Source organism: Tautonia plasticadhaerens, from assembly GCF_007752535.1.
GTDB classification, from domain to species: domain Bacteria; phylum Planctomycetota; class Planctomycetia; order Isosphaerales; family Isosphaeraceae; genus Tautonia; species Tautonia plasticadhaerens.
Genome location: NZ_CP036426.1, coordinates 7,540,208 through 7,567,118, shown reverse-complemented (window position 1 = coordinate 7,567,118; position 26,911 = coordinate 7,540,208). Strand labels below are relative to the sequence as shown.

16 protein-coding genes are annotated in these 26,911 nt (G+C 73.1%); 3 read left to right on the top strand and 13 right to left on the bottom strand.

The features are described 5' to 3' along the window. Window positions 1-49: 49 nt before the first annotated feature. Together ElP_RS30115 and ElP_RS30110 are read right to left on the bottom strand one after the other, a co-directional pair. On the bottom strand, window positions 50-1,357 hold the full coding sequence (locus ElP_RS30115; RefSeq protein WP_197446494.1) for an MFS transporter: 1,308 nt from the start codon (window positions 1,355-1,357) through the stop codon (window positions 50-52). A 187-nt stretch (window positions 1,358-1,544) separates the two neighbouring features. Next, window positions 1,545-2,465 (bottom strand): HAD-IB family phosphatase, encoded by a 921-nt coding sequence (locus ElP_RS30110; protein ID WP_145276552.1) that lies wholly within the window; start codon window positions 2,463-2,465, stop codon window positions 1,545-1,547. Window positions 2,466-2,640: 175 nt separating this feature from the next. On the opposite strand from ElP_RS30110, the gene ElP_RS30105 reads away from it, so the two are divergent. After that, window positions 2,641-3,765, top strand: coding sequence for a substrate-binding domain-containing protein (locus tag ElP_RS30105; protein ID WP_145276550.1), 1,125 nt, complete (start codon window positions 2,641-2,643; stop codon window positions 3,763-3,765). On the opposite strand, the gene ElP_RS30100 is transcribed toward ElP_RS30105, so the two are convergent. Both ElP_RS30100 and ElP_RS30095 read right to left on the bottom strand, forming a co-directional pair. After that, entirely contained in the window at window positions 3,741-5,108 is a 1,368-nt protein-coding gene (locus ElP_RS30100; RefSeq protein ID WP_145279105.1) for a sugar porter family MFS transporter, read from the bottom strand. The genes ElP_RS30105 and ElP_RS30100 overlap by 25 nt on opposite strands. Before the next feature lie 71 nt (window positions 5,109-5,179). Beyond that, window positions 5,180-6,088, bottom strand: a complete 909-nt coding sequence (locus tag ElP_RS30095; RefSeq protein ID WP_145276548.1) for a carbohydrate kinase family protein — start codon at window positions 6,086-6,088, stop codon at window positions 5,180-5,182. A gap of 471 nt (window positions 6,089-6,559) precedes the next feature. Between ElP_RS30095 and ElP_RS30090 the strand changes: the two genes are divergently transcribed. Both ElP_RS30090 and ElP_RS30085 read left to right on the top strand, forming a co-directional pair. Beyond that, window positions 6,560-9,781, top strand: coding sequence for a PAS domain S-box protein (locus tag ElP_RS30090; RefSeq protein ID WP_145276547.1), 3,222 nt, complete (start codon window positions 6,560-6,562; stop codon window positions 9,779-9,781). A gap of 7 nt (window positions 9,782-9,788) precedes the next feature. Further along, window positions 9,789-10,202 carry a response regulator gene (locus ElP_RS30085; protein ID WP_145276545.1) on the top strand — a complete coding sequence of 138 codons (414 nt, stop codon included), beginning with the start codon at window positions 9,789-9,791 and terminating at the stop codon, window positions 10,200-10,202. A gap of 237 nt (window positions 10,203-10,439) precedes the next feature. Here the strand turns inward: ElP_RS30085 and ElP_RS30080 are convergent, their stop codons facing one another. The 9 genes from ElP_RS30080 to glmM form a co-directional block, all read right to left on the bottom strand. Beyond that, window positions 10,440-11,327 carry a GGDEF domain-containing protein gene (locus tag ElP_RS30080; RefSeq protein WP_145276543.1) on the bottom strand — a complete coding sequence of 296 codons (888 nt, stop codon included), beginning with the start codon at window positions 11,325-11,327 and terminating at the stop codon, window positions 10,440-10,442. An 87-nt stretch (window positions 11,328-11,414) separates the two neighbouring features. After that, window positions 11,415-12,422: an HD-GYP domain-containing protein gene (locus ElP_RS30075; RefSeq protein ID WP_145276541.1), complete on the bottom strand. Its 1,008-nt coding sequence runs from the start codon at window positions 12,420-12,422 to the stop codon at window positions 11,415-11,417. 253 nt (window positions 12,423-12,675) lie between these two features. After that, window positions 12,676-13,146, bottom strand: coding sequence for a hypothetical protein (locus ElP_RS30070; RefSeq protein ID WP_145276539.1), 471 nt, complete (start codon window positions 13,144-13,146; stop codon window positions 12,676-12,678). Continuing rightward, window positions 13,130-16,294, bottom strand: a complete 3,165-nt coding sequence (locus tag ElP_RS30065; protein WP_231749316.1) for a protein kinase domain-containing protein — start codon at window positions 16,292-16,294, stop codon at window positions 13,130-13,132. The genes ElP_RS30070 and ElP_RS30065 overlap by 17 nt, the downstream gene beginning before the upstream one ends. Further along, the gene (locus tag ElP_RS38900) at window positions 16,291-19,986 is read right to left on the bottom strand and encodes a hypothetical protein (protein WP_197446493.1); all 3,696 of its coding nucleotides are present in this window, start codon (window positions 19,984-19,986) and stop codon (window positions 16,291-16,293) included. The genes ElP_RS30065 and ElP_RS38900 overlap by 4 nt, the downstream gene beginning before the upstream one ends. A 242-nt stretch (window positions 19,987-20,228) precedes the next feature. Further along, window positions 20,229-22,352: a matrixin family metalloprotease gene (locus ElP_RS30055; RefSeq protein WP_197446492.1), complete on the bottom strand. Its 2,124-nt coding sequence runs from the start codon at window positions 22,350-22,352 to the stop codon at window positions 20,229-20,231. 1,281 nt (window positions 22,353-23,633) lie between these two features. Beyond that, entirely contained in the window at window positions 23,634-24,326 is a 693-nt protein-coding gene (locus ElP_RS30050; RefSeq protein ID WP_145276535.1) for a sigma-70 family RNA polymerase sigma factor, read from the bottom strand. Window positions 24,327-24,474: 148 nt separating this feature from the next. Further along, entirely contained in the window at window positions 24,475-25,191 is a 717-nt protein-coding gene (locus ElP_RS30045) for an HAD family hydrolase (RefSeq protein WP_145276533.1), read from the bottom strand. Continuing rightward, entirely contained in the window at window positions 25,188-26,567 is a 1,380-nt protein-coding gene (gene glmM, locus ElP_RS30040; protein WP_145276531.1) for a phosphoglucosamine mutase, read from the bottom strand. The genes ElP_RS30045 and glmM overlap by 4 nt, the downstream gene beginning before the upstream one ends. Between the last annotated feature and the right edge of the window lie 344 nt (window positions 26,568-26,911).

Genomic DNA, 26,911 nt, shown 5'->3' with positions numbered 1-26,911 from the left:
ATCCCTGAGGAGTCCCCCGGCCGGGGGGACGTCGCCGCCGGTCCTCGGGTCACGCCGGGTGCTCCGCCCCGAGGAGGCGGGTCGGCGAGGCCGGGGAGGTCCCGGACCGCTCCCGGGACTGCGGGGAGGCCCTGGCGGGGCATCCCCCACCCCTCCTCGGGACCGGGCCCCTCAGGGTGCGGCGACGGACCCGGGCCCCGGCCGCGGACGCGAAGAAGATCGCCAGGCCCACGACCGCCAGCGACGCCCCCACCCAGCCCGTCGAGGTCCATCCCAGGCCGGCCTGGATCGCCACCCCGCCGAGCCAGGCCCCCAGCGCGTTGGCGACGTTGAACGCCGAGTGATTCAGCGACGCCGCCAGGGTCTGGGCGTCCTCGGCCACGTCCATCAGCCGGACCTGCAACGCCGGCACCAGCGCCACCCCGTGGCCGATGAGCAGGACGCTCGCCATCGCCAGCCACGGATCGGTCGCGGCGAAGCTGAACGTCCCCATGGTCGCCACGTTCCAGGCCAGCACCCCGCCGATGGTCGGCATGAGGGCGCGGTCGGCCAGCCGGGCGCCGAGGAGATTGCCCGAGACCATGCCGACGCCGAAGACCGCCAGGACGGCGGGCATCAGCCGCCCCGGGAGCCCCGCGACCTGCGTCATCGTCGGCGTGATGTAGCTGAAGACGCAGAACAGCCCGCCGAGCCCGACCGAGCCGATCCCCAGCGTCAGCATCACCTGCCCCCGGCGCAACGCCCCCAGCTCTCGCAGCGGGCTCGCCCGCAGGTCGGCGGGGCGGCGGGGCACGAACGCCAGGATCGATGCGCAGGAGACCGCCCCGATGATCGCCACGAGCGCGAAGGCCGCCCGCCAGCCCAACCACTGGCCCAGCCCGGTGGCCAGCGGCACGCCGAGGACCGTGGCCCCGGTGAGGCCCAGCATCATCCGCCCGACGGCCTGTGCCCGACGCTCGGGGGGGACCAGCGAGGCCGCCACGAGCGACGCGACCCCGAAGTAGGCGCCGTGCGGCAGGCCGGCCAGGAATCGGGCGGCGACCAGCGACGGCAGCCCCGACGTCAGGGCGCTCGCCAGGTTGCCGACCGCGAACCAGGCCATCAACGCCGCCAGGAGCACGTGCCGGCGGCATCGGGCCGAGAGGACCGCGATGACCGGGGCGCCGACCACGACGCCCAGGGCGTAGGAGCTGATCGCGTACCCCGCGCCCGGGACCGAGACCCCGGCCGAATCGGCGATGTCGGGCAGCAGGCCCATGATGACGAACTCTCCGGTGCCGATCCCGAACCCGCCGATGGCCATCGCCAGCTCGGCCCGGACGCGACCTTCATCGGAGATCTCGGCAATCGAACGCATGTCCTGGGGCATCATCGGTCCCGGTCAAGGGGGTGGGGAGGGATCTGGGGACGGACCCCGAAGCCGCCTCGCTTCGGGGCGAGGCGGCCGATGGGAGCCGCCCGGGGGCGGTGGGACTGTTCGGCGGGCGGGAGGGCGCCCCGGCGACGTGTCGGCGCCCGGATCGCCCGCGAGGGGTGCGGTCAGGTCATCCGAACCGGGCGGAGGCCGGGGCGTCGTGGAGGGACGAGCCGCGGGCCAGGTCCCCATCCCGGAAGGTCACCACGTCGACCTGCATCTTGTCCCACTCCTGGACCGCCAGCCCCCGGGCCTCGAAGAAGCCCCGGACCTGCGCCGGGGTGGCCAGGTCGACGACGTCCTCCAGGATGGGCACGAGCACGCTCAGGGCGTTGTCGCTCAGCACGGTCCGCCGGGCGATCGGCGCGATGTGCTTGTTCTCCGAGACGGCGATCGTGAAGCCGTTGCGCCGGTTGACGTGGAGCATCACGTGGATGTCCGAGCTGCCGTCGCCCACGTAGATGATCCGGTCGGCGGGGACCTGGAGCCGGGCCTGCAACTCGTCCAGGACGGCCACCTTGCCGTAGCCGGCCGTCAGCCGCTCCACCGACCGGATCTCGCCCGAGTCCTCGTCGTAGGAGAAGCGGGTCCCGTGGATGTTCTGGGGCGGCACGATCCCCTCCAGCGCCGAGCGGACCACCTCCTCGGGGGCCGCCGAGATGACGAAGAAGGAGAAGCGGTGCCCGTTGATGCCCCCCTCGAGGATCTCGATCAGGGCGTCGATGTTCCGCTTCAGCCGGATCCGCCGGCCGACCTCGGCGAGGTGCTCCCGGCGGACGCAGCGGTACTCCGGGTCGTGCAGCAGCAGGTAGGCCAGCTCGCCGCCCTGCTGCACGAGGTGGGCGCCGGCGAGCCCGCGGACCTTGTCGGCGAAGCCCGGCCGGCCGAGCAGCTCGCTGAGCACCTCCCCGCTGTCGTTGAAGCTGAGCGTCTGGTCGAAGTCGCTGGCCACCAGGCAATGCCTCGAATGGTCCGGGAGCCGCTCGGCGTCGATCCGTCGGTCCGAGTCCCCGCCGGGCGGGGTCGCGGTCGGCGTGGGTAGGAGTCGCATCAAGGTCTTCCTTCCGTTCGGTGGGACAGCCCGGGCATCGAGCGTCCGTCGGCCCGGGGGTGTCGTCTCCCCGCGATCAGTATAGGCAGGAGGGGGTCGGCTGAGTTGACAGGTTGATGAAGACCGGCAAAATACCTGTCATGGCATTTCGCCTGCTTGTCAGGGAGAAGGGGCCATGCCCGCGGAGCCGAAATACCGACGGATCGTCGTCGAGCTGCTGGCGGAAATCGCCTCGGGCAAGTACTCCCCCTCAGGCCGTCTGCCGAGCGAGGCCCAGCTCGTCGCCCGGTTCGGCGTCTCGAGGCCGACCGTCGCCCGCGCGTTGCACGACCTCCAGGAGCAGGGGCTCATCGAGCGTCGAGTCGGCTCCGGCAGCTACCTCAGCCGGCGCCCGACGGCCGGGCCCGGGGACTCGGTCCGCCAGCTCGGGCTGCTGATCCCGGGCCTGGGGACGACGGAGATCTTCGAGGCGATCTGCGGCGAGCTGGCCGGGCTGGCCCGCGTCCACGGCTATGGCCTGCTCTGGGGGGGCACCGGCCCCCGACCCCCGGCGGATCTGGGTGCCGAGGACGCCGAGGCCCTGTGCGAGCAGTTCATCGCCGCCCGGGTCGCCGGGGTCTTCTTCGCCCCCTTCGAGCGCAACGCCCGCAGCGAGGAGCTCAATCTCGGCCTGGCCGAGAAGCTGAGGAGGGCCGGGATCGCCCTCGTGCTCCTCGACCGCGACCTCGGCCCCTTCCCCACGCGCAGCGACCTCGACCTGGTCGGCGTCGACAACTTCGCCGGCGGCTACCTGCTGGCCGAGCACCTGCTGAAGCTCGGCTGCCGATCGCTGGCGTTCGCCATCAGGCCGATGATGGCGCCGACGGCCAACGCCCGGATCGCGGGGGCCCGCGAGGCGATCCTCGCCCGGGGGCTGCCCGTCCCTCCCGGGTTCGTCCACGTCGGCGAGCCCGACGCCCCCGAATTCGCCCGGGGCCTGCTGGACGGGGGCCGGACCGACGCGATCCTCTGCGCCAACGACGACGTCGCGGCCGTGCTGCTGCGCACGATCGACCGGCTGGGCGTCCTCGCCCCGGCCGGCGTGCGGGTGGTCGGCTTCGACGACGTCCGGTTCGCCTCCCTGCTGTCGGTGCCGCTGACGACCATGCGACAGCCCTGCCGGGAGATCGCGGTCGTGGCCCTGCGGGCCATGCTGGATCGGATCGCCGACCCGACCCTCCCGCCTCGTGGCCTGACCCTCTCCCCCTCCCTCGTCGTCCGCGAATCCTGCGGCGCCTACCTGGGGCGGGCGGGAGGCTGATCCCCCGGCCCCCCGGCCCCCAGGCGCTCCTGGATCTCCTCCAGGGGGATGCCCTTGGTCTCGGGCATGATGAACAGCACCCAGAGCAGTTGAAGGGTCATCATCGCGGCGTAGAAGGCGAACGCGTGGCCCCCCGACGCGGCGGCGATCACCGGGAACGTCCAGGAGATCAGTGCGGCCATGACCCAGTGCGTGAAGCTGCCCAGCGCCTGGCCCCGGGCCCGGACGGGATTGGGGAAGATCTCGCTGATGAAGACCCAGATCACCGCGCCCTGGCCGAAGGCGTGCGACGCGATGAAGACCAGCAGGCTCGCGAGCACCACGGCGCCGCCGAGTGGCGTGAACGCGTCGCCGTAGCGGTAGAACGCCCAGGCGGTCGTCCCGAGGCTCAGCAGGTAGCCGATCGAGCCGACGAGCATCAGCCGGCGGCGGCCGAAGCGGTCGATGATCGCCATCGCCGCCGTCGTGAATAGCAGGTTCACGCCGCCGACGGCGACCGCCTGCAGCAGCGCCGATCCCTCTCCCGCCCCGGCCATGCGGAAGATGTCGGGGGCATAATACATCAGGGCGTTGATGCCGGAGAGCTGGTTGAAGGCGGCGATGGCCACGGCCAGCAGGATCGGCACTCGGTACTTCCGGCGGAGGAACGGCTCCCGCAGGGCCCGTCGCTCGGCGTGGAACGAGGCCCGGATCTCCTCGACCTCGCCCTCGACGCTGCCGCGGTCGGTGCCGAGCCTCGCCAGCACCGCCCCGGCCTCGTCGAGGCGGCCCCGGGCCACCAGCCATCGAGGGCTCTCGGGGGTCAGGAACAGCAGGCCGAAGAACAGGGCGGCCGGGGCGGCCTCGACGCCGAACATCCATCGCCAGGCGTCCGCGCCGGGGTCGATGGCGGCGATGGCGTAGTTGGAGAAGAACGCCAGCAGGATGCCGAGGACGACGTTGAACTGGGTGACGGCCACCAGCCTCCCCCGCAGCCGGGCCGGGGCGATCTCCGCGATGTACAGCGGCGACACGACCGAGGCCGCCCCCACGCCGATCCCGCCGAGGAAGCGGAAGGCGAGGAACGAGGCCAGGTCCCAGGCCAGGGCGCTGCCGAGCGCCGAGACGGCATAGAGCACGGCGATGGCGACGAGCACCGGGCGGCGCCCGAACCGGTCCGCCGGCCATCCCGCCGCCAGGGCGCCGAGGATCGTCCCGATCAGGGCACCGGCGACGGCGAACCCGAGCCCGAAGTCGCCCAGCCGGAACACGGCCCGCAGCGAGGCGGTGGTCCCGGAGATCACCGCCGTGTCGAACCCGAAGAGCAGCCCCCCGAGGGCCGCGATGACCGCGCTGCCGATCAGGGAGGCGGGGGGGGACGCCCGCCCCGCGTCGCTCGGGCCGGCGGGGGCCGGCCGGCTGGATTCCCCGGCGTTCACGGGCGGTCCTCCGTCGAGGAGGGGCCGACCCGCCTCAGCCCTTCGGGCAGGGCGGGCGTACCCCCCGGCCGGGAGCAGACGAAGGCGGCGACCTCGTTGGCGTGGCGGTTGATCGCGTCGAGGGGCCGGCCCCCCAGACGCCCGACGACCAGGGCCGCGGTGAAGGCGTCGCCCGCGCCGACCGTGTCGACGACCTCGGCGGGGCATCCGGGATGGTCGGACCAGTCGCCCTCCGCCCAGAGGAGGCTCCCCCCGGCGCCCCTGGTGAGGGCGACCAGCACCAGCCCGAACCGCCGGGCCAGGCCCTCGATCGCCTCGCGAGCACCCCGGGAGAGGCCGAACATCCCCGCCAGTTCGGGGAGTTCCTGGTCGTTCAGCTTCAACGCATTGGCCCGTTCGAGCGACCCGGCGACAACGTCGCGGTCGACGCGGGGGTGCCGGAGGTTCACGTCCAGGATGCGGATCGCGTCGGCCCGGGCCGCGCCGACGATCGCCCGGATCGCTCCCCGGGACGCCGCTCCCCGCTGCGCGAGGCTCCCGAAGCAAAGGGCATCGGCCCGACGGGCGGCCTCGAGGGCCGCCGCTTCGGCCTCGATCCGATCCCAGGCGACGCCCTCCCGGATCTCATACCGCGGCTGGCCGTCGGCCCCCAGGGAGACGCCCACCGTCCCCGTCGGCGCCTCCGGGTCGACCTGGATCAGGTCGGTCGGCAGATCCAGGAGCCGGAATCGCTCCAGGACCTCCCGGCCCAGCTCGTCGCCCCCCACCCGGGAGACCAGGCGCGCGTCGGCCCCGAGCGATCGGCAATGGAACGTGAAATTCGAGGGGGCCCCGCCGAGCTGCTTGCCCGCCGGCAGGATGTCCCAGAGCACTTCGCCGACCGCGAGGATCGCATCCGTCTTCATGACTCGACCTTCCGCGACGTCCGGCACGAGCCCATCCGAGGAGATCATCCCTCGCCGGCCCCGGCCGATGCCGGGGGGATGACTGGCGGGGGCGTGCACGACGGGGGGAGAGGGGGATCGGAGCGGCCAGCTTACCGCCTCGAGGCCGGCGGCACACCGGGCCGGCCTCGGAATCGCGACCGCCTTCCCCGGCCGTCGGGCACGGACCCGCCCGGGGCGAATCCAGGGCCGACGGGCACCGTCGGGGCGTTCCCGACCGTCGCCGGCCCCTGGGGGGGCCCGATCGGCCTCCGCACGGGGTTCCCCGAGGCCTGACGCCCTCGGGCTCTGCTGATCCGCCGACGAGGCCCTCGGGCCGTCCCCGGCCACGCCCTTGCCTGAGGCCTAAGAATTGCGTATAGGGGCCGGACGATCGATCCGTCCATTGCATCCCGGGGGGCAGGCGTGTCCCACACGGATTGGGGACCTTGAGTGAGCAATCCCGAACTCCGGCCGGGCGTCCTCTCGAGTCGAGAGGCGCTCGCGTTCGCACGCAGCATCATCGCCACCGTCCGCGAGCCGCTCGTCGTCCTCGACGGATCCTTCCGCATCGAAGAGGCCAATCGCGCCTTCTACGAGACGTTCGAGGTCCGTCGGGAGGAGACCGAGGGCCGGTCGATCTACGCGCTGGGCAACGGGCAATGGGACATCCCCGCGCTTCGCCGGCTGCTGGAGGAGATCCTGCCCCGCGACGCCGAGTTCGACGACTTCCTGGTGGAGCACGACTTCGAGCGGATCGGCCGCAAGGCGATGCTGCTGAACGCGAGGCGGATCGAGCAGGGCGGCGGGAAGATTTTGCTGGCCATCGAGGACATCACCGGACGCAGGCGTTCGGAGCGGCAGCTCGGCGAGAGCCGGGACCGGCTGGTCGAGGCGAACCGCTTCCTGGCCGAGACGCTCGACGCCCTGCCCAGCCACATCGCCGTGCTCGACGAGTCGGGCGTCATCCTCCAGGTCAACGCCGCCTGGCGGCGGTTCGCCGAGGAGAACGGCCTGCGCGACGATGCGTACTCGATCGGCCGGAATTACCTCGACGCCTGCATCCCGACCGACGCCGGCTGCATCGAGGACGAGGTGATCGGCGACGGCATCCGGTCGGTCATCGAGGGCCGCACGCCCGGCTTCTCCTGCGAGTATCCTTGCCACTCGCCGACCGAGCGGCGATGGTTCGTGATGCGGGTCAACCGATTCGGCGGCTCGGGCCCGCCCCGGGTCGTCGTGGCCCACGACCAGATCACCGAGCGGGTGGTCGCCGAGGCGGGCCTGCGCGAGAGCGAGCGTCGCCTGCAGCTCGCCGTCGAGATCGCCCAGATGGGCACCTTCGAGATCGACCTGGCCACCGACGCGGTGACGGTCAACGAGGCGGGCCGGGAGATTTACGGGTGGGACGGCCTACGGACCACGTTCTCCCGGGTCCGGGACCAGTTCCACCCGGAGGACCGGGACGAGGTGATGCGGCGCGTCGCCGAGGCGCTCGACCCGGCCGGGCCCGGCGGCTTCGAGGTGGAGCAGCGGATCGTCCGCACCGATGGCGCCGTCCGCTGGATCCGGGTCCGAGGCAGGGCGATCTTCGAGGGGGAGCGGGGAGGACGCCGGGCCGCCCGGTGCCTGGGCACCTACCTCGACGTGACCGACCGCAAGGACGCCGAGGTGCAGCGGGAGCGGCTCCTCTCGTCGCTGGCGCACGAGAAGTCGAGGCTCTCGGCCATCGTCGACCGGGCCCCGGCGTTCATCTGCACCCTCCGGGGGCCCTCCCACGTCTTCGAACTGGTCAACGATCGCTACCTCGAGCTCGTGGGGCGACCGGGCATCGTCGGCAAGCCCGTGGCCGAGGCCCTGCCGGAGGTCGTCGAGCAGGGCTTCGTCGCGCTGCTCGACCGGGTCTATCGCACGAGGGAGACTTATACCGGCGACGAGGTCCCGGTCCTCATCCGGCGCGCGGAGGGCGGCGGACTCGAGCGGCGGTTCGTCAACTTCGTGTACCAGCCCATGAAGGCGTCGGACGGCACCGTCGAGGGCATCTTCGTCCACGGCGTGGACGTCACGGACATGGTCCGGGCCCGGGAGGCGGTGGCCTCGAGCGAGGCCAGCCTCCGGCAGCTCGCCGACGCCATGCCGCAGATCGTCTTCGCGGCCCGGCCGGACGGCCACGTCGACTACTTCAACCGCAAGTGGTACGAGTACACCGGCTTCGCCGACAACGGGCGCACCGGGGACGAGAGCTGGGAGGCCGTGCACGAGCCGGGCAGCCTGGAGCGGATCAAGTCCGTCTGGGCCGAGGCGTGGCGCACGGGCCAGCCCTACGAGATCGAGTACCGGCTCCGGGGGGCCGACGGGGACTTCCGCTGGCACCTGGCCCGGGCCCTGCCGATCCGGGATGAGGACGGCCGGATCGTCCGCTGGTACGGCACCAACACCGACATCGACGACCACAAGCGCGCCGAGGCCGCCGCCGCCGCGGCCCGGGACGAGGCGCAGGCCGCCAATCGGATGAAGGACGAGTTCCTGGCCACCCTCAGCCACGAGCTGCGCACGCCGCTCAACGCCATCCTCGGCTGGGCCCGCATCCTCCGGTCCGGCGCCGTCGACCCGGAGGACCTGGAGGAGGGGGTCGCGGCGATCGAGCGGAATTCGACCGCGCAGGCCCAGATCATCGAGGACCTGCTGGACGTCTCCCGGATCGTCTCGGGGAACTTCAAGCTGGAGGTGCAGCGGGTCAACATCCAGGAGATCATCGAGGCGGCGCTGGCCGCCGTGCTGCCCGCCGCGACGGCCAAGGACATCCGGGTCCACCGGCTCCTCGACTCGATCGCCGGCCCGGTCACCGGCGACCCGGCCCGGCTGCAGCAGGTCGTCTGGAACCTGCTGTCCAACGCCGTGAAGTTCACGCCCAAGGGCGGCAAGGTGCAGGTCCTGCTGGAGCGGGTCAACTCGCACGTCGAGATCAGCGTCGTCGACACCGGCATGGGCATCCGGCCCGAGTTCCTGCCCCACGTCTTCGACCGCTTCCGACAGGCCGACTCGTCCACCACGAGGCGCCACGGCGGGCTCGGCCTCGGGCTGGCGATCGTCAAGCAGCTGGTGGAGCTGCACGGGGGGGCCGTGAGGGCCAAGAGCCCCGGGGAGGGGCAGGGCTCGACCTTCGTCGTGATGCTCCCGATCACCGTCGTCCACCCGGAGCACCCGGCGTCGGGGAAGGCCCGGCCGAAGCGGGCGGAGCCGGCCGAGGAGGTGTGCGAGGGAGGCTCCCTGGCGGGGGTGAGGGTGCTCGTCCTGGATGACGAGCCGGACGCCCGCCAGATCATCCGCAGGGTCCTCTCCGAGTGCGAGGCCGAGGTCGCCCTGGCCTCCTCGGCGGCCGAGGCCCTCGAACTCGTCGAGGGATTCCGCCCCGACGTCATCGTCAGCGACATTGGCATGCCCGACCAGGACGGGTATGATTTCATGCGGCAGGTCCGCGAGAAGCGGAATTTCAGGGATCTGCCCGCCGCGGCGTTGACGGCCTTCGCCCGACCCGAGGACCGGAAGCAGGCGCTGCTCGCCGGCTTCCAGACGCACGTCGCCAAGCCGGTCGACCCGGCCGAGCTGGTGGCGGTCGTCGCGAGCCTCGCCGGGAGGACGGGGACCCCCCGGGATTCTCGAGCCCAAGGATGAGCCCAGGATGAACGATCTAGACGGGCCCGCCCCCGCGAGACGCGTGCTGATCGTCGACGATAGCGTCGACACGACCCGGATGATGAGGGTCCTCCTCAAGGGGGAGGGCTTCCAGGTGCTCGCGGCCACCGACGGGGCCGAGGCCCTGGCGGCCGCCCGGGACTTCCGGCCGGACGTCGTGTTGCTCGACCTCACGATGCCGGGGATGACCGGCCAGGAGGTCGCGGAGGCGTTGCGGAACGGGGGGGACACGGCGGGGGCCCAGATCATCGCCGTGTCGGGGTACGGGGTCCAGGGCGTGCCCCCGGGGTTCGACCACCTCCTGGTCAAGCCCGTGGATTTCGAGGCGCTGTTGAACCTCATCGGCCCGCCCGAGCGACGCATCGGGCTCCTCCCCGATCCGTTCGCGTCGCTGGCCTGACGGATCGGATCGGTCTGTCCCCCGGGCTTCGGGACGTCGTCGGGACGCCCCGCCCCGAGGGGCGGCGGCGACCGCCCGGCCTCCTCAGGGCGATGGCGGGGGTGGCGACCGGCGCCCCATCCCGGATCGCCCGGATCCGAAGCGAGGGGGAGAGGCGGGCCGACCGCCCCCGCCCAGCCCGGGGACGGGGACCCGCGCGGCGGCCTCCCCGAGGATGCGGAGCCGTCCGAATCGACCTCAGGGGGAAACCACGCAGTCCCGGCCCCGGCGCTTCGCCCTGTAGAGGCATTCGTCGGCCTGCTGGATGAATTCCTTGGGGGTCAGGGGCTCGCCCGACCGGAGCGTGGCCACGCCGAGGCTGACCCGGACCGCGTAGGGGGTGCCCTCGAAGCGAAACTCGTGCTCGGCCACCGCCCGCCGGAGCCGCTCGGCGACCTCGACCGCCCTCTCCAGCCCCGTCTCGATCAGGACCACGGCGAATTCCTCCCCGCCGTAACGGGCCAGGAGCCCGTCCTCGCAGACTTCCCCCCGGAGGCGGCCGGCGAGTTCCCGGAGGGTCAGGTCCCCGGCCAGGTGGCCCAACGTGTCGTTGATCTCCTTGAAATGGTCGATGTCGAAGAGGATCAGCGAGAGCGGCCGGCCGTATCGGATCGCCCGGGCGAGCTCGCGTTCGAGGCAGTCCATCAGGTGTCGCGTGTTGGGGAGCTCGGTCAGGGCGTCGATGATCGCCAGCCGGTAGAGCTCCTCGTGATAGTCGGCCTCGACGTTCCCGCCCGCGAGGAACCGGAACAGGCAGTTGCCGACCCGGAGGTAGTCGCCGTCGCTCATCGGGGTCGCGTTCGCGGGCGTGTTGTTGACGTACGTCCCGTTGGTGCTGTCCAGGTCGGTGGCGGCGAAGCCGTCGATCCCCATCTCGATCAGCGAATGCCGGCGGGAGACCGAGCTGTCGGCGATGCTGATGTCGCAGCCCTCCTCGCGCCCGAGCACGATCCGGGGCTTCTCGAGGACGTGCCGCATCCCCATGCATGGGCCGGCCGGGTAGATGTGGACCAGGCAGGCGTCCTTGCACGTCCGCGAGAGGGGGCGTTTCGAGTCGACCTGCACCGTCACGGGAAGCATGTCCATCGGAGACCTCTCGCGGGTTGCGCCGCAGTCCGAGTCACCCCTCGATCCGTCGAATCCTCCGGTCGTCGATCCGGCTCCGGGAGTAGTCTAGGTCGTCGAGAGCGACGGGCTGATCGGCAGGGGGCCGATCAGGGAGGCCGGGTCGGCCGCCACTCCCGGGTCGGGAGGTCCCGCGTCCGCCCCGCCCCCGACCCCGACCCTCCGGAGGACGCCCTCGAACGACCAGCAGGAGGTGGACTCCTCGCCCTGGTCGTAGATCGCGGCGATCCGATCCCTGGCCCGGAAGAAGGCGTCGATCACCCCGCCGTCCCACTGGCCGTCCCTGCCCCGGTCGAGGATCTGCTCGATCTGCCGGGGAGGCAGCGCGGATCGGTAGACCCGGGAGGTCCGCATGGCGTCGTAACTGTCGGCGACCGCGAGGATCCGGGCCGACAGCGGGATGGCCTCCCCCCTCAGCCCCAGGGGATAGCCCGCGCCGTCGAACCGCTCGTGGTGGTAGAGCACCATGGGCAGCAGGTGGGACGCCGCCCGGCAATCCGCGAGGATCCTGGCCCCGATGAGCACGTGCTCCCGGATCTCCGCGTGCTCCTCGGGGGACAGCGGGCCCGCCTTGCTGAGGACCGAGTCCCGGACCCCGATCTTCCCGATGTCGTGCAGCAGCCCCCCAGGTAGAGGTCGTCGATCGCCTCCGCCCGGAGGCCGAGGCCGCGGCCGAGCTCGACGGCGATGCGGGCCACGCGCTCGCTGTGGCCGTAGGTGTACGAGTCCTTGGCGTCGATCGCCACGGTCAGGGAACGGGTCACGCCGATGGAGATCTCCCGGGCCCAGGCGCCTCGTCGATCGGCCCCCGATCGGAGGTCGAGCAGGGCGGCGAAGGGCATCAGCAGGGCGGCGTCGGGCCGCAGAAACGGGACGACCGCCCCCGCCCCCGCCGCCGGACGCCCCGGGCCCGGCCCGACGGGCCGGGCGCCCCGGGTGCGAGGGCCGGGACGACTCGGGTGGCCGGGGCCTCGCTTGTTGATCGCGATGAGCCAGCCGCGCGGGCTCGGGCCGCCGGCCGACAGCGCCATCAGGGTCTCGGCCCCGGGGAGCCATCTGGCCAGCGGGCTCGCGCGGACCTGATTGAGGATGCAGGTCGAGCTGCCTCCCCCCCGGTGGTCGTCGGACAGCCAGAGGGCCAGCGTCGACCGGTCGGGCGTCAATCGGTCGTGACGGCCCCAGATCACGCACCGCCCTTCGGAGTGGGAGGGGAGCCAGGCGATCGTCTCGGCCGAGACGACCGCCGCCGCCCGGCCGAGGATCTGATCGATCGACTCGCCCGATCCCCCCGGGGCTCCGCCCCGACGCCTCAACGCGGCCGGGTGACGGGGGCGATGGCCCTCGGCCCGGGGTGCCTCGGCCCCGCCGCGCCGGCGGGGGGGAGTCGGAGCTGGACGGCGTCGGCCCATTTCCAGAGGCGAGCCAGCTCCGCCCGGGCCTGCCTGCCGGGTCGGGCGAGGGCGGCGATGTGCCCGACCGCGACGAGGGGAGGCCCGTCGCCGTGCCGCAACGGCAGCGCGATCCGAGATCGGGCGGGGCCCGACGGGTCGACCCGGGGCCGGCCCCCGGCGGCGATCGCCCGGATCGCCCTCGCCGGCTCGGGCCGGATCGATGCGGGGCGCCCCCCGGGTCCCTCCCGCCGGATCGGCTCCCCCGACGACCCGTCGTAGAAGCGGAAGGGCGTGTCGAACTCGCGGCGGAGGGCCGCCGAGACCGACTCGATCCCCCCGGCCTGCATCCGGCGCCGGGACGAGGCGTCGACATCAATGAACGCGGTCATGACGGGTTCCCCCCTCCCCGGACGGGGCAAGCTCCTGGGTCACGGTCGGGACGTCGAGGCCGGCGGCGGGCCCGTCGCCCGAGACCTCGCCCCCCGGCGACCCTCGCGAGATCATCCGCCAGAACTCGGGCTCCTCCCCGAGCCCGGCCAGATCCGGATCGTCGGCCGCCTCCCGCCCCGCCCCGAGGGCGAGGGCCCGGCGGAGCAGGTCGAGCGCCTGGTCCCGGAGTTCCCGGTCCCCCGAGGCCGACGCCGCCAGGGACGCGACGCAGGAGGCCGCATACAGGGCCTCCCCGGAACCCGGCTCGCGGGAGAGGCACCGGTTGATGTCGCGGTTCGCCGCCTCCCAGTCCCCCCGACGGGCGGCCACCACGGCGCGAGACCGAAGCGCCTCGAGGAACTCCGGGCTCGATTCGAGGGCCCGGTCGAAGAACTCCCGGGCCCCGTCGAGATCCCCCCGCCCCATCGCCAGCATGGCGAGGCCGTAGAGGGCCTGCGGGTGGCGGCGGTCCTGGCGGAGCACCTCCTCGAAGGCGTCGGCCGCCCGCCCCGGGAGCCGGTCGGCGACCGAGAACCCGTACGCCCAGAGCAGGCGGATGCGGGCGGGGACGGGGACCTCCACGGCCCCCCGAAAGGCCTCGTCGAAGGCGGTGTCGGCCTCGACGTGCCGGCCGAGGGCCTCCAGGGCCATGCCCCGGCCGGCGAGGACGGTGGGCTCGCCCGACCCCCGGGCGATCGCCTCGTCGAAGTCGGCCAGCGCCCCCCCGAACTCCCGGATCTCCAGGAGGGCCAGGCCTCGGTTGATCCGGGCCGAGGAGAAGGCGGGGTCCCGTTCCAGGGCGGCGGAGTAGTCGTCGATCGCCTCGGCCTTCATCCCGTCGCGGTCGAGCATGTAGGCCCGGTTGAAGTAGCCCCAGGGGTGCTCGGGCCACAGGCCGGTGCAGGCGCCGAAGTCCCCGACCGCCAGCATCGATTCGCCCAACTCCATGCGGCAGATCCCCCGCTGCATCATCAACCAGTAGTGCTTCGGGTTGATCCGTAGGGCCTCGTCCAGCTCGGCGATCGCCCGCCGGTATCCGTCGGCCCCCCCGCGACGGGCGTGGGAGATCGCCAGGAGGTAGTGGTCCCGGGGGGTGGCCGCCGGGATCCCATCGGCCCTCCCCAGGCACTCGGCCGCCGCCTCGGCGTCGCCGAGCCGGGCGAGGTAACTCGCCCGGTCCAGCCAGAGGGCCCGGGATGGTCCGAGCCCCCGGATGGCCTCCGCCTCCCCCAGCAGGTCGAGCGCGCCCCGGAGGGCCTGGGGGTCGCCGGGGGAGAGCCGGACGCGCGCCCCGGCCAGGAGGATGAGCAGCTCTCGACGGTCCTCGGCGAGCCGGTGCCGCCCCTCCGGGCCGAGGGCCGCCCAGTCCGGGTGCTCCTCGCAGGGTCGCCCGTCGCCCGGGTCGTAGAGGGCCAGCGTCCGCTCGCAGACGCCGACCCCCTCGCGGAGGTGGTCTTCATTGCCCAGGGTCGTGTTGATCAGGCACAGGGCACGCAGGGCCCCCTCGTCGTGCGCCCGCTTCCGGTCGAGGGCCCGGGCCGAGCCGAGTTCGGCCCGGGCCTCGATGAGGTGCTTGCTGGCCCCCGAGAGGGCCGAGCCGACCCCCAGCAGGACCCCCAGGCCCCCCACGCAGAAGAAGAGGTTGGTCACCAGTCGGGGGTGGCGCCGGTGGAACTTGCGGGCCCGCTCGACCCGGCTCAGCTCCGGGGCATACTTCAGGGGCCGATCCTCCAGGAAGCGCCGGAGATCCTCGGCGAGGTGGCCGGCCTGCCGATATCGGCGTTCGGGGTCGGGGTCCAGGCACATCCGGGCGATGCTCTCCAGGCCCCAGGGGACGTCGGGGCGGCCCTCCCGGATCCGGGGGACCCCCCGGGCCCGCTCCTCGACCATCGCCTGGAGCTGGGTCGGCAGGATCGAGTCGCCGTTGGTCCGGCCGAAGAGGCTCCGGCCCGCCAGCATCTCGGTGAGGACCAGGCCGAGGGAATAGCAGTCCGACCGGCGGTCGACGCGGAGCATCGTGTCCGGCGTCCGGTCGAGCATCGCCCGGATGTGCTCGGGGGCCGCGTAGGTCACCGTCCCGCCGAGGACCGCGTGCACGGAGTCCTCGGCCGCGTCCTGCGAGACGTTGAAGTCCAGCAGGAGGGGCTCGCCCTCGGAGCTGAGGAGGATGTTCGACGGCTTGATGTCCCGGTGGAGGACCCCGCGCTGGTGGGCGTGGTGGAGCCCGTCGGCCAGCCGGGCCACGATCCAGGCGACGGCCCGGATGTAGCTCATCCCGCCCAGCAGGGCCGCCGGCGTCTGGTCGGGGGCCGCGGCCGGCGGGTCGGAGGACGGGCCCCGGTCGCCGGACCGCCACGACACCGCCAGGGCCTCCGGGGGGGGGGTGCCGACCTCCTCCAACGCCTTGACCAGCTGCGAGCCGTGCATCGGCCGGGCCGACCCCTCCCAGGCGCGGGCCAGCACCGAGGCGAGGTTCGCCCCCCCGAAGTACGGCATGCAGACGGCGCGGAGGCCGGCCGCCGGGTCCTCGTGGACGGAATAGATCGGCACGATGTTGGTGTGTTGCAGCCGGGCGAGGGTCTGGGGCTCGAGCCCTTCGATGGCGGAGATCTTCAGCACCACCGGCCGGCCGGCGAGGTCGGCCTGCTCCGCGGCGAACACGCTCGCGAAGGCCCCGGTGCCGAGCGGCCGTCGGAGGCGGAAGCCGAACAGCTCGTCCCCCTCGCCGGGGAGGCGGGGCATCCGGTCGTGCCGGCGCCCCCCGCCGCCGAGCGACCGGATGAGGCACTGGCGCCGGACCAGCTCGGCGAAGGATCGGCGGTGTTCGGGGTGGCGCCGGTCGTACTCGGCGATGCTCGGCCCCTCGCCCCGGTCGCGCCGCCAGAAGTAGTCGGCGACGAGCACGTTGGCCGCATCGGCGTCGTCCTTCGGGTCGGTCGGCCAGCGGGACAGGTAGGCCTCCGTCGGCCGGGGCCGGCCCGCCTCCAGGTCCTCCCGCTGCTCGGCGAGGAGGTCCCGCTTCCGCTCTCGGCCCCGGGACGGGTCGGGCGTGTCCTTGCGGACGCGGATCGTCGCCTCGTCGGTCTCCGATTCGTCGAGGCCGCTCATCGGGAGTGTCCCCCGGGCCGCCCGGGCGCGATCGGCCGGACCGCCGTCGTGATCATGGAGGAGTCGCCGCGTCCTCCCGGCCGGATCGAGGTCGTCATCTCCCGCGGCCGGGTCGCCTCGGATCCGGCCGGGCCTCGGGTGGGGACGCTGGCCGGCCCCGGGGCGGATGCGCCCCGGGGCCCGCCGCCCCGAGGCCCGCCGTCGCGACCGCCCTCCGGCCCGGCCGAGCCTCCCGGGATGCCCTGCCCCCGGGAGGCCCGCCGGACGCGGTCGTTCCGGCGGACCAGCGTCAATCCCAGCACCCCGGCGACGACCGACGCGATCGACAGGGGACGGCGCCACGACTCGGGGATGATCGGCTCGTCGACGCGGGCCTCAACGCCCGCGTCCCCCTCCTCGTCCGGCTCCCCTTCCGGCGGGGACCCGTCGATCGGGGGCGAGGCCGGGCCGGTCCCCCGGGCCCCGGGCCCTCCCCCCGCATCGGCATCAGGTCCCCCCGGGACCGGGGACGTGTCCGGCGCCTCCGCTCCCGACTCGGGCGTGTCCCCCGACGCGGCCTTGTCTGCTCCCGCCTCGACCGGGGAGTCCCCTTCCTCGGCGACTTCGACCGCATCCGACTCCGCCTCGCCCAGGCCCAGCTGGAGCAACGGGGCCAGTTCGCCCGCGATGCGGACCCGATCGAGTTCGTGGCCGAGCCGGTCCGCCGGAGCGTCCCGGTCGACACTCCGGGGATGCTGACCCGCGACGACCACCTCGCCCAGGCCCGGCCCGGCCGGATGCGCGTCCGGTGCCTGGGTCTCCCCCGCTGCGATCCGGGTCTCCGGGGTTGCCCTCGACGACGGGTCCCTGGACCCGATCGGCTGATAGGCCAGCGCGGACAGGTCCGTCGAGGCCTGCTCCCCCCTCCCTTGACCTCCCGGGTGATCGGGAGCAGGCGGCGGAGATGGGACGTCGATCGAGAAGCCCGGGGGGAGTGGCGCCGTCGCAGGCCCACCCCCCGGTGTGCCCTCGCTGCCCGGCGTCGGGGCTCCTCCCCCATTCGAGGGAGCAGGCGTGAAGATCGGAGTGGTCGGCTTCGGCGTGGTCGGCGTGGGCGTGGTCGGTGTCGGTGTCGGTGTCGGAACGGGAGTCGGTGTCGGCGTGGTGGGCGTCGGCGTCGGAACGGGGCTCGGCGTCGGCGTGGTCGGTGTCGGCGTGGTCGGTGTCGGTGTCGGTGTCGGAATGGGCGTCGTGGGCGTGGTCGGTGTCGGTGTCGGAATGGTCGGCGTCGGCGTCGGCGCCGGAGTCGGTGTCGGTGTCGGTATCGGGTTGGGCGTCGTCGGAGTGACCACGGGGGGAATGACCACGGGGGGAGGGATCACCGGAGGCGGGGTGACCGGGGGCGTCACGGCGCCGGCCAGGCGGATGGCGATCGCCGGCCCCGGTGCGGAGTAGAGCGGCGGTGCATTGTTCTGCGACTGGGTGAAGGTCAGTCCGATCCGGTACGAGAGGCCATCGGCCTGTTCCTCGTCCCAGCCGGTCGCCGAGAGGAGGTACACGCCGGGCCTGAGGAACCCGACGAGGTCCCGGCCCCCGTTCGACGAGGTGATCGGCACGAGCGAGCCGGAGTCGTCCCGCAGCTCGAGCCGGACGCCCCCGGGCAGATCGTCCCCGTCGATCGAGAAGGTGTAGCGATTCAGCTCCGAGAGCACCTCGAATCGGTACACGTCGGCCGCGTCCGGGAGGGCGTCGGGCCCCGTCGCGGCCTCCCGGGTGAACGAGACGCCCGCCTCCAACTCCCGGGGGAAGAGGACGCCGATCTCCTGCGGGTGATCGAGGTCGTCGAACGAGGACTCGTTGGCCCACGATCTCGGGTCGCCGTCGATCCCCCTCGCCGGGCCGGAGACCGAGAACCGGACGACGTGATCCCCGCCGGGGTCGTTCCCGAGCAGCGGGTTGCCCGCGAGGTCGAGCAGCCCCTCCGCCCCGGAGAGGTGCAATTCGTAGTCGCCGTCCGCGAGCCCCTCGAGCATCAGGAAGGTGGCGAGGTTGGTGCGGTGGTCGTACGACTCGAAGCGGGGATGGTAGGTCGTGCCGGCGTCGTCGACGACGGTGACGGCCGAGAGCGCCCGATCGCCGGAAACCTGGTGCGCCTGGAAGGCCAGCAGCGACAGGTTCACGGGCTGGTCGAACTCGACCACCAGGCGGGCCGGGGGGCGGTCCAGCACCTGACCTTCCTCGAGATTCGCCGAGACCACCCGAGGGGGGTCGGAGAGTTCTTCGACGGCCAGGTTCAGGACGTAGGGCCCGGTGCTGAAGCCGGCCTGTCCGCTGTGGGAGCGGTTCGGGTCGAACAGGCCGAACGAGCCCTCCGGCGTCCCCTCCAGCGGCGACGGCGTGTTCGTTCCCGAGGAGATCGCGAGGTAGTACTCGCCCGCGTCCAGGGGGGCGTCCAGGGCGGGATCGGTGAACAGGGGGCTGTCGCCGACGGCCGTCCGGGTCGGGTTCGAGGTGTTGTTGTTGCCCCGGATCAGGCGGAGGATCCCGTCGTCCGGGTCGAGGCGGAACAGGCTCAGCCCGGCGTCGAGCGCCGAGCCGATCCGGCCGGCGAACGCCTCGGCTCGGAAGGCGTAGCGCCCCGGCACGTCGATCCGGAACCGGTACAGGTCGACGTCGTTGCCCGGGTGGGTGAACGGGTCGAAGGTGGGGTCGTCGCCGATCGCCCCGACGACCTGGACGAGGCCCCCCGGGGTCAGCGCCCCCAGGTCCCGGGACGTCTCCGCCGTGTCGTCGACCCCGGGGTCGGGCCCGGGGAACCCCTCGATCCCGGCGACCTCGAACGTGAACGCGTGGTCCCGGCCGGCGGGGTGATCGGCGTCCATCCCGAGGGGGACGAGTTCGGGGGTCGTGACGCCGAAGAACGTCTCACTGGCGTCGCCGACCAGGGTCACCCTGTAGTGCCCCGGGCCCAGCGCCGACGCCGGGATGAGCTGGACCTCGTTGACGGAGGCCGACGCCGTCGCGCCCAGGAGCATGACCGGCTGGTCGTTGCCGTCGTCGAAGGTCGGGTCGGGGCTGGAGGTCAGGAAGACCGAGAACTCCGGGAAGAGCGAGAACGGGTCGACCGGCCCGCTCAGGCCGATCCGGATCACCAGGGGGGATCCGTCGAGAACCGCCCCCGGCGCCGGTTCGGAGGTCAGCACCACGGGCCCGTCCCCGGGCCCGGGGGCGGCCTCGAACTCGGCGATGCCCAGCGTCAGCTCGTAGTCCCCCTCGGCGCCCGGCATGCCGCTGCCGGCGATCAGGGGGTGGAAGTGGAGGTTGCCGGCGCCGCTGACGGCCAGGGAGTAGGTGCCCGGGCCGAGCAGCCGGCCGAGCGTGGCCGGTCCGTCGTCCTCCGCCTCGACCTGATCGAGCAGGCGGGGGCCGAGCGGATTGGTCGGGTCGACAAAGTCGGTGTCGACATGGAACAGGCTCAGGACGCCCCGGAACGCCGGGTCCTCCCGCACCCCGTCGAGCGTCGCCGAGAGCAGGGCCGGCCGATCCAGGGTGAAGCGGTACCACTCCACCTCCGCGGCGTCGGCCGGGCCGTCCCCGATCGTGCCCCGGGCGGAGGCCCCCGCCGACTCGTCGAGCGGGCCCAGGTCGGCGGCCCGGTCGATCGTGGCTCGGACCGGGTCGTCGGCCTGGCCCTGCGACCCCAGGACGGTCATCAATCGGCGGGGCTCGAGCCCCTCGACCCGCAGCCGCGTCGCGGTCCGCCGCGGCCGTCTCCCCTTCGGGGCGGCTCGGAATGGGTGCCGACCCCCGGCATCTGCTCGACGACGGTCATCGGGAATGGTCCCATGCTCGTGGTTGGATGCGTCTGCCGCGACCCGCCGAGGGCTCACCGCCCCTCGGCGGGCCGCGGGCCCCGAGGGCGGCCGCCCTCGCCAGGCGGGCGGCCGGGTCCCTTTCAGACGAGGATGGAGAGCGGTCCGCTCTCCGCGCCGTGGTCGCCGTCCGCCTCATAGACCCGGAAGGAGAGCCGGTGGGTTCCGGACGAGAGCGTCGGTCCGTGGAACGACCAGTTCCCCAGCAGGTCGACATTCGCCATCCCGATGACGACGCTGTCCACCATGACCGCCACCCGGCCGAACGCCTTCGCCCTGCCGACGATGGTCGGGGCCTCGCCGACCGAGAGCAGGTCGCCGAGTCCCGAGAGGACGCTGCCCAGGATGCCGACGTGGGAGACGGACAGATTCGACATCACCGACCCGGCGCCGTGGCCCTGCTGGCGGACGGGGAGGGCCGACGACCAGGGGCCCGCGTTCCCCGCGAGGTCGGTGGACTGGGCCTTGATGGCGTGGGTCTGCCACTGGGACAGCCCGTCGCCGACGGCGAGGTTCCAGTGCCCGTTGCGATCGGCCACCGTCTCGCCGAGGGTCGAGCCGTTGGCCGTCACGGTCACCAGGCTGCCGGCCTCGGCGTTGCCATAGTAGACCTGGTCCGACGACTGCACGGAGTAGGTGCCGTTCCAGCTCACCCCCGAGTAGGAGGTGACCCCGCCGACCGTCGGGGCCGCCGGCTTCGAGGGGTCCACCACCAGCGTGTAGGTGCCCGAGAGCTCGGAGGAGCTCGTGCCGGGCAGGGTCGCCGACGCGTCGATCGCCTGCTGGCCGACGTAGACGAGCGAGGTCCAGTCCGCGGAGGGGACGAAGTCGGACATGTTCACGATGCCGCTGGTCGCGACCGCGGCGTAGGGGTCGCCCTCGACGTAGGTCGACTTGGCCGTCAGGAGGTGCTGGCCGGGGTCGAAGGCGTGCAGCCGGGCGTCGAACACCCAGCCCCCGGCCGCGTCGGCCATGGTCCCGCCGAGGAGCACGCCGTCGTCGTAGACCGAGACCAGGTGGCCCGGCATGGCCGTCCCCCGGACGGTGACCCGGTCCGAGCTCGTGACGCCGTCGGCGGAGCTGGCCCCGGTGTCGGGGCCGATGCCGAGGATGACCGGGATGGCCGAGGCGAAATGATCGTCGGACTGGTTGGCCGTCCCGCCTCCCGAGACCCGGGGGGAGCCCTCCGCGACGCCGATCATGCTCGACGCCTGCCGGGGCACCGCCGCGCCGTCGAAGCCCAGGCCCAGGGCATAGCGCCCGGTACCCAGGGCCGAGGGCTCGGCCCCCTTGACCCGGACGTAATACGTCGCCCCGTCGACGACCCCGCCGAGGGAGACCGAGACCGTCGTCCCGTACTGCTTCGCCCCGACGGCCGTGCCGAGGACCGTGGCCTTGTCGGCGGCATAGACCGTCACCCTCGGCGAGAGCAGGCTCAGGCCCTCGCTCTGGACCGAGACCGTCATTTGCCCCCCCGAGCCCGACGGGGCCGCGAAGGAGAAGTGGTCCGCCTGCCCCGCGACGGTGAGGTCCTGGCTGGTGACCAGCCCCGTGCGGGTCGCCGGGTTGATCGAGCCGGTGACGTTGGCGGCCGCGTGGAGGGAGTTGTTCAGGTTGCCGTGGGCGTCGGCCGACCGCACCTGGCCCCCGGAGTAGATGCTGCGGATCCCGGCCACGTCGTCGGGCGACAGCGCGATCTTCCGCCCGACGTAGGTCGGCCACATCATCGCGGAGCTGTAGGTGCTCGACTCGCCCAGGCCCAGCGAGTGGCCGATCTCGTGGGAGGCGACGGTGAACAGGTCGAAGGTCGTGCCGACGTTGAAGCCCATGCCGGTGTTGAAGACGACGTCGCCGGCGATCGAGTAATTGTTCGCCGCGGGGGGCATGGTCGCCGAGGCGAGGGTCGAGGTCCCGAAGTTGAAGCCGCCGATGCGGATGTCGCCGTGGTCCGGGCTCCCCTGCTGGTAGCCCCCCTCGCCGACCGGGGCGCCGTCGTCGGGGACGACGACGAAGTTGATGTTCGTCTGCTGTGCCCAGACCTGGGCGGCCCTGAGGATCTCGTCCCGCCACTTGCCGGCCAGGCTCGGCTTGTTGTCGAAGGCGGCGTTCATGTTGCTCTGGACGCCGCCCAGGTCGGTGCCGTCGGGCATGAAGTTGATCGTGACGACCGCCGGGTTCATCCACGCGTTGCCCGTCGCCGAATACATGAGCACCCGGGTCTCGAGCCCCTCCGGCTCGAGGCCCGGGCGCACCGATCGCCTGTCCGGGCCCCGGCGGGTCGATCGCCTCTCCCGACCACTTCGGCGATCTCGAATCCGATCAGGGACGTTCCACATGCGCTGCTCCGGAAAGTGGACGATGAGGTCACCCGGGCCTTGGCCGACGCGCGGCCCGACCCCGGCGTCTCGGCGCCGGCGCCGACGCCGGGGTCGGCGAGCGGGATGAGAGCGGGACTCGATCGGCCCGTGCCCGTCCCCCGGTCACGGACCCCGGCGACCCCGATCGACGGCTTGCGCGCCGGGACGATCCCGGCCGCCCGAGGCCCGGCATTGCGATCCCCCGAGGGTCGGAGTGCGGCGGGGGGGCCCGATCCGACCGGCGGGGCCGAGGGCCCTCGTCCCGGTCGACGAGCCCGATGCCCGTCGCAGGCTGCCGCCCGGCTCCCTCGGCCTGCGGCCCGGTCGATTCGTCCGGGTTCCCGCTTGCCTCAGAACGCTAGGCTATGGATTCGGGCCACATCGCATGATTGAAGATTGTCAACATGCATGATGACATTGTGCGGCATCCCTGATGCCGAACGGCATCATGCTGTTCGTCAACGTTGATGCGAGCCCCTCGCCGTCCTGCCGCGTCGACGCCCTTCGAGGCCCCTTCAAGGCTGCGACGCGCCCGGGGCCGATGGAGGGGGGACGACCGGGGCGGTTCGGGGCTCCCGGCCGGCCGTCCCGGGGCGGGGCCGGCCCGACCGCCCGGTCCGGGGCCGGCCATCGCCGAGAGGCGGGGCCCCGGGCGATCGGGGAGGGCCACACCGCCGGTCGGAGTTGCGGGACTCCCCGGCGGGTGCCCGGCCCGGACGGGAGCCGAGGCGGGGACACGGCCGGTGGTGCTGAGGCTGCCGCCCGGCCTGCCTTGCGGGGACACCGTCCCCCCTCGGGTGTCCTTCGCGACGCCCCGGCTGCCCGAAGGGCGAGCCCCGGGGCGTACCGGACGGGCCGGCACTGCCGTCAGGGTTGCCGGTCACCCCGGATGGAGAGGACTCCCTCGCCTCGGTCGCCCGGCAGGAGACGTGCGGGGAGAGGCGGATGTCGATGGGAATCGGGCGGGGGACCGTCGCGATCGGGGGGGCCGCACGGTCGTCCCGGGGGGAAGGGTCGAGGACGCCGAGACTCGCATTCGGAGGCGATCCCAAGTCCCCCGGGCGGGGGATGACCGGCCCCCTCGCCCCGGAGGGGACGGGGGGGCGTCCGGCGTGGCCTCCCCGGTGCTGATCAGCCGACGCGGCGGATCTCCTCGTCCTCGGAATCCGGGGCGGTGGGGAGGTCCAGCTCGTCCCGACGGCCGGCGAGGTGCCGCTCCAGCTTGCGGAGGGCCTTGTACTTCTCGTCGCTGACCCGGGCGGGGTTCAGGCCAAGGGCGTCGGCGATCTCGGGGACGGTCCAGCCCCGGGTCCAGAGTTCGACGATCCGATCCTGTCGGGGGGAGAGCACGGCGCGTCGGGCGGCCTCGAGGATCTCGCCCAGCTCCAGGCGGTTGCGGTCGTCCCCCAGGGCGAAGGAGGGTGAGGTCTCGTCCAGCGGCTGGTACTTCTTGGAGCGCTGGACGCGCTTGCGGACCATGTCGATCGCCCGGACCAGCTCCCGGCGTTCGGGGGTGTCCTCGGCCAGCACCAGGTCCAGCTCCAACTCGCCGGCCCGGGCCTTGGTCAGCAACCGGCAGCAGACCTCCTGGGTGCAGTCGTCCCAGAGGCTCGGGTCCAGATGCGCATTCTTCCAGCAGACGGTGCAGTACCGCTGGATGTCGCGGACCAGGTCTGATTCCCGGGCCGAGGCCGTCATGGCGGCCAGGCCGATGACCAGCGCGGTGACCGCCGGGGCCGGGGCCCGGAAGGAGCGTCCCTGGGGGGGAGTCGCCCTCGAGGGGGGCGGCGTCGGGGGCGTCGGGGTGTTGGATTCTTCGGTCATGGGGTCCTGGACTCCGCCTCGATACGGCCGGGGCCGCCTCGTGCGACCCGTACGGTCCCGGGTCGTCCGCGTGTTATCGGACAACCCGGCGGACGATTCTGGCCCGGTCGGTGATTTTTTGACAGCTCGATCCGACTCCGGTCAAGGTTCATTCGGCCCCCGGGGGGGCCCCGCGATCGACCCGGGGACGCCGGGGGTTGACGATCGTCCACCCCCGGATCATCGCCAGCTTACGCAGCCTGCGCCCGGGCCGCACGACCACCGCTCGACCGACCCGCTCCAGCAGGGCGCGGTCGCTCCAATTATCCGCATAGGCCACCGCCGAGTCCATCGGGATCCCCCGCTCCTCGGCCCACCGGCTCGCCCAGTAGAGCTTGCCTTCGCCATAACACGCGGGTCCGGGCCCCTGGCCGGCGATCCGGCCGTCCTCGACCCGGATCGGCGTGGTCAGCGTGTCGGTACAGCCAAGATAGATCCCCAGCGGGGAGATGACCGCCGCCGGCGACGAGGAGACTAGCACCAGCGGCGTGCCGGCGAACCGGAGCTGGTTGAGGTGGTCGACCACCCCCTCGTAGAGCCTCGGCTTGACCTGGTCCTTGAAGTTCTCGTAGGCGGCCCTCTCCAGCTCCACCAGGGGGATGTTCTCGATCATCCGGAAGCCGTACTGGAGCAGGCGGCCGTAGTCGAGCCGCCCGAACCGGTGGCGGAACCCGTGCAGGGCGGCCCGCAGGAGCAGCGACTTGTCGATCATCCCCCGGCGCCGGAGGAGCTTGCCGTAGAGGTACGAGGTCGTCTCCGCCAGCAGGGTGCCGTCGACGTCGAGGAAGGCGACCGAGGGGGGCTCGTCGAAGGTCGGCCAGTTCACGAGGGGCCTCCCCCGCCGGCGAGGCGGCCGAGCGACCCGGCCAGGGCCCGGGCCCGCTCGGGGTCCCCGGCCTCGGCGATCACCCGGACGATCGGCTCGGTGTTGCTGGCCCGGACGTGCGCCCAGGCGTCCGGCCAGTCGAGCCGCAGGCCGTCCCGGCGGTCGGCCGACGCCTCGGGGTGCGCCGAGGCGATCCGCCCCAGGATCTCGGCGATCGGCTCCGGGCCGACCGGGAACTTCGTCTTCACCATCGCGTACTTCGGCAGCTCGTCGACCAGTGCCGAGAGGCGTCTGCCGGTCGAGGCCATCAGGTCGAGCACCAGGGCCATGCCGACGAGGCTGTCCCGGACCCAGCCGACCCGGGGGTCGATGACCCCGCCGTTCCCCTCGCCGCCGATGACGGCGTCGGCGGCCTGCATCGCCTCGACGACGTGGATCTCGCCGACCGGGGTGCGGATCACCTCGCAGCCGAGCCCCCGGGCGATCTCCTCGGCGACCCGGGAGGTCGAGAGGTTCATGACCACCGGCCCCTCCCGCCGGCCGAGCCGGTGGCGGACGGCCAGGGCCAGGGTCAGTTCCTCGCCGATGTACCGGCCGGCCTCGTCGACGATGGCGAGGCGGTCGGCATCGGGGTCCTGGGCGAAGCCGATGTCGGCGCCGATGGCGGGGACGATGGCGGTCAGTTCCTCCAGGTTCTCCTCGGTCGGCTCGGGGGGGTGGTCGTATCGGCCGTCGGGCTCGCCGCCGAGCAGGCGGAGGTCGCAATTCAGTTGACGAAGCAACCAGGATGCCAGGCCGCCCCCCGCGCCGTGGTTGGCGTCGAGCACGACCCGGAACCGCCTGGCCATGATCGTCGGGGCGTCGACCAGCCCGAGGACCCGGGCGGCGTGGGCCACGTCGGGCGTCGAGTCCCGATCCTCCCGGTCGATGGTGCCGAGCCGTTCAGTGGGGACCCAGCGGAAGGCCCTCCGCTCGAAGCGGTCGAGGACGGCCCGGCCCTCGTCGGGGCCGAGCACCGAGCCGGAGGCCCGGAAGAACTTCAACCCGTTGTACTCGGCGGGGTTGTGCGAGGCGGAGATCTGGATGCCGCCGGCGGCCTCGCGGTCCCGGATGAGGAAGCCGATGGTCGGCGTCGCGGTCGGCCCGAGGGAGGCGGCGTGGCATCCCGAGGCGGAGAGGCCGGAGAGCACGGCCCCGAGCATCATCTCGGCCGAGCGTCGGGCGTCGTGGCCGACGAGGACCGTCGGCGCATCCTTGCCCGATCGGGAGACGACCTCCGCCGCGTAGCTCGCCGCGAAGGCGGTCACGTCGACCGGGTCGAGGCCGTCCCCCACGATCCCCCGAAGCCCCGAGATGCTGGCGATCCGAGTGCCCATCGCTGCCCCGCCCGTGCCATCCGCCCCGGCCGATCCCCTCGGCCGCCCCGGCTCTCCAAACTCTAAGGAACCGCGGCCCGGGGCGGCAAGCCGATCGTCCCCTAGGGCGGACTCCCCGGGCGTGAGCAATCGGGTGCCGACGCCAGGAATCTCACGGGCGCCGATCCGACCCCGCGGGGCAATCCGGGAGTTATGATCCCGTCGGGACGCCCATCTCGTTCGAGGGGGCGACCCTGCGACCGGGGGGCCGCCCGGCCCGGCCCGGTCCCGACGGGGGTGGCACGTCTCGTGCCCCGTCGGAGGGCCGTCGGAGCATCGGGAATTCCGGCCGTCGCGACGAGGCG

Bases quoted from the DNA above. Each gene is read 5' to 3' on its own strand.
- ElP_RS30115 (WP_197446494.1), bottom strand. From the start codon at position 1,357: ATGCGTTCGATTGCCGAGATCTCCGATGAAGGTCGCGTCCGGGCCGAG.
- ElP_RS30110 (WP_145276552.1), bottom strand. From the start codon at position 2,465: ATGCGACTCCTACCCACGCCGACCGCGACCCCGCCCGGCGGGGACTCG.
- ElP_RS30105 (WP_145276550.1), top strand. From the start codon at position 2,641: ATGCCCGCGGAGCCGAAATACCGACGGATCGTCGTCGAGCTGCTGGCG.
- ElP_RS30095 (WP_145276548.1), bottom strand. From the start codon at position 6,088: ATGAAGACGGATGCGATCCTCGCGGTCGGCGAAGTGCTCTGGGACATC.
- ElP_RS30085 (WP_145276545.1), top strand. From the start codon at position 9,789: ATGAACGATCTAGACGGGCCCGCCCCCGCGAGACGCGTGCTGATCGTC.
- ElP_RS30080 (WP_145276543.1), bottom strand. From the start codon at position 11,327: ATGGACATGCTTCCCGTGACGGTGCAGGTCGACTCGAAACGCCCCCTC.
- ElP_RS30075 (WP_145276541.1), bottom strand. From the start codon at position 12,422: ATGGCTCCCCGGGGCCGAGACCCTGATGGCGCTGTCGGCCGGCGGCCC.
- ElP_RS30070 (WP_145276539.1), bottom strand. From the start codon at position 13,146: ATGACCGCGTTCATTGATGTCGACGCCTCGTCCCGGCGCCGGATGCAG.
- ElP_RS30065 (WP_231749316.1), bottom strand. From the start codon at position 16,294: ATGAGCGGCCTCGACGAATCGGAGACCGACGAGGCGACGATCCGCGTC.
- ElP_RS38900 (WP_197446493.1), bottom strand. From the start codon at position 19,986: ATGACCGTCCTGGGGTCGCAGGGCCAGGCCGACGACCCGGTCCGAGCC.
- ElP_RS30055 (WP_197446492.1), bottom strand. From the start codon at position 22,352: ATGTATTCGGCGACGGGCAACGCGTGGATGAACCCGGCGGTCGTCACG.
- ElP_RS30050 (WP_145276535.1), bottom strand. From the start codon at position 24,326: ATGACCGAAGAATCCAACACCCCGACGCCCCCGACGCCGCCCCCCTCG.
- glmM (WP_145276531.1), bottom strand. From the start codon at position 26,567: ATGGGCACTCGGATCGCCAGCATCTCGGGGCTTCGGGGGATCGTGGGG.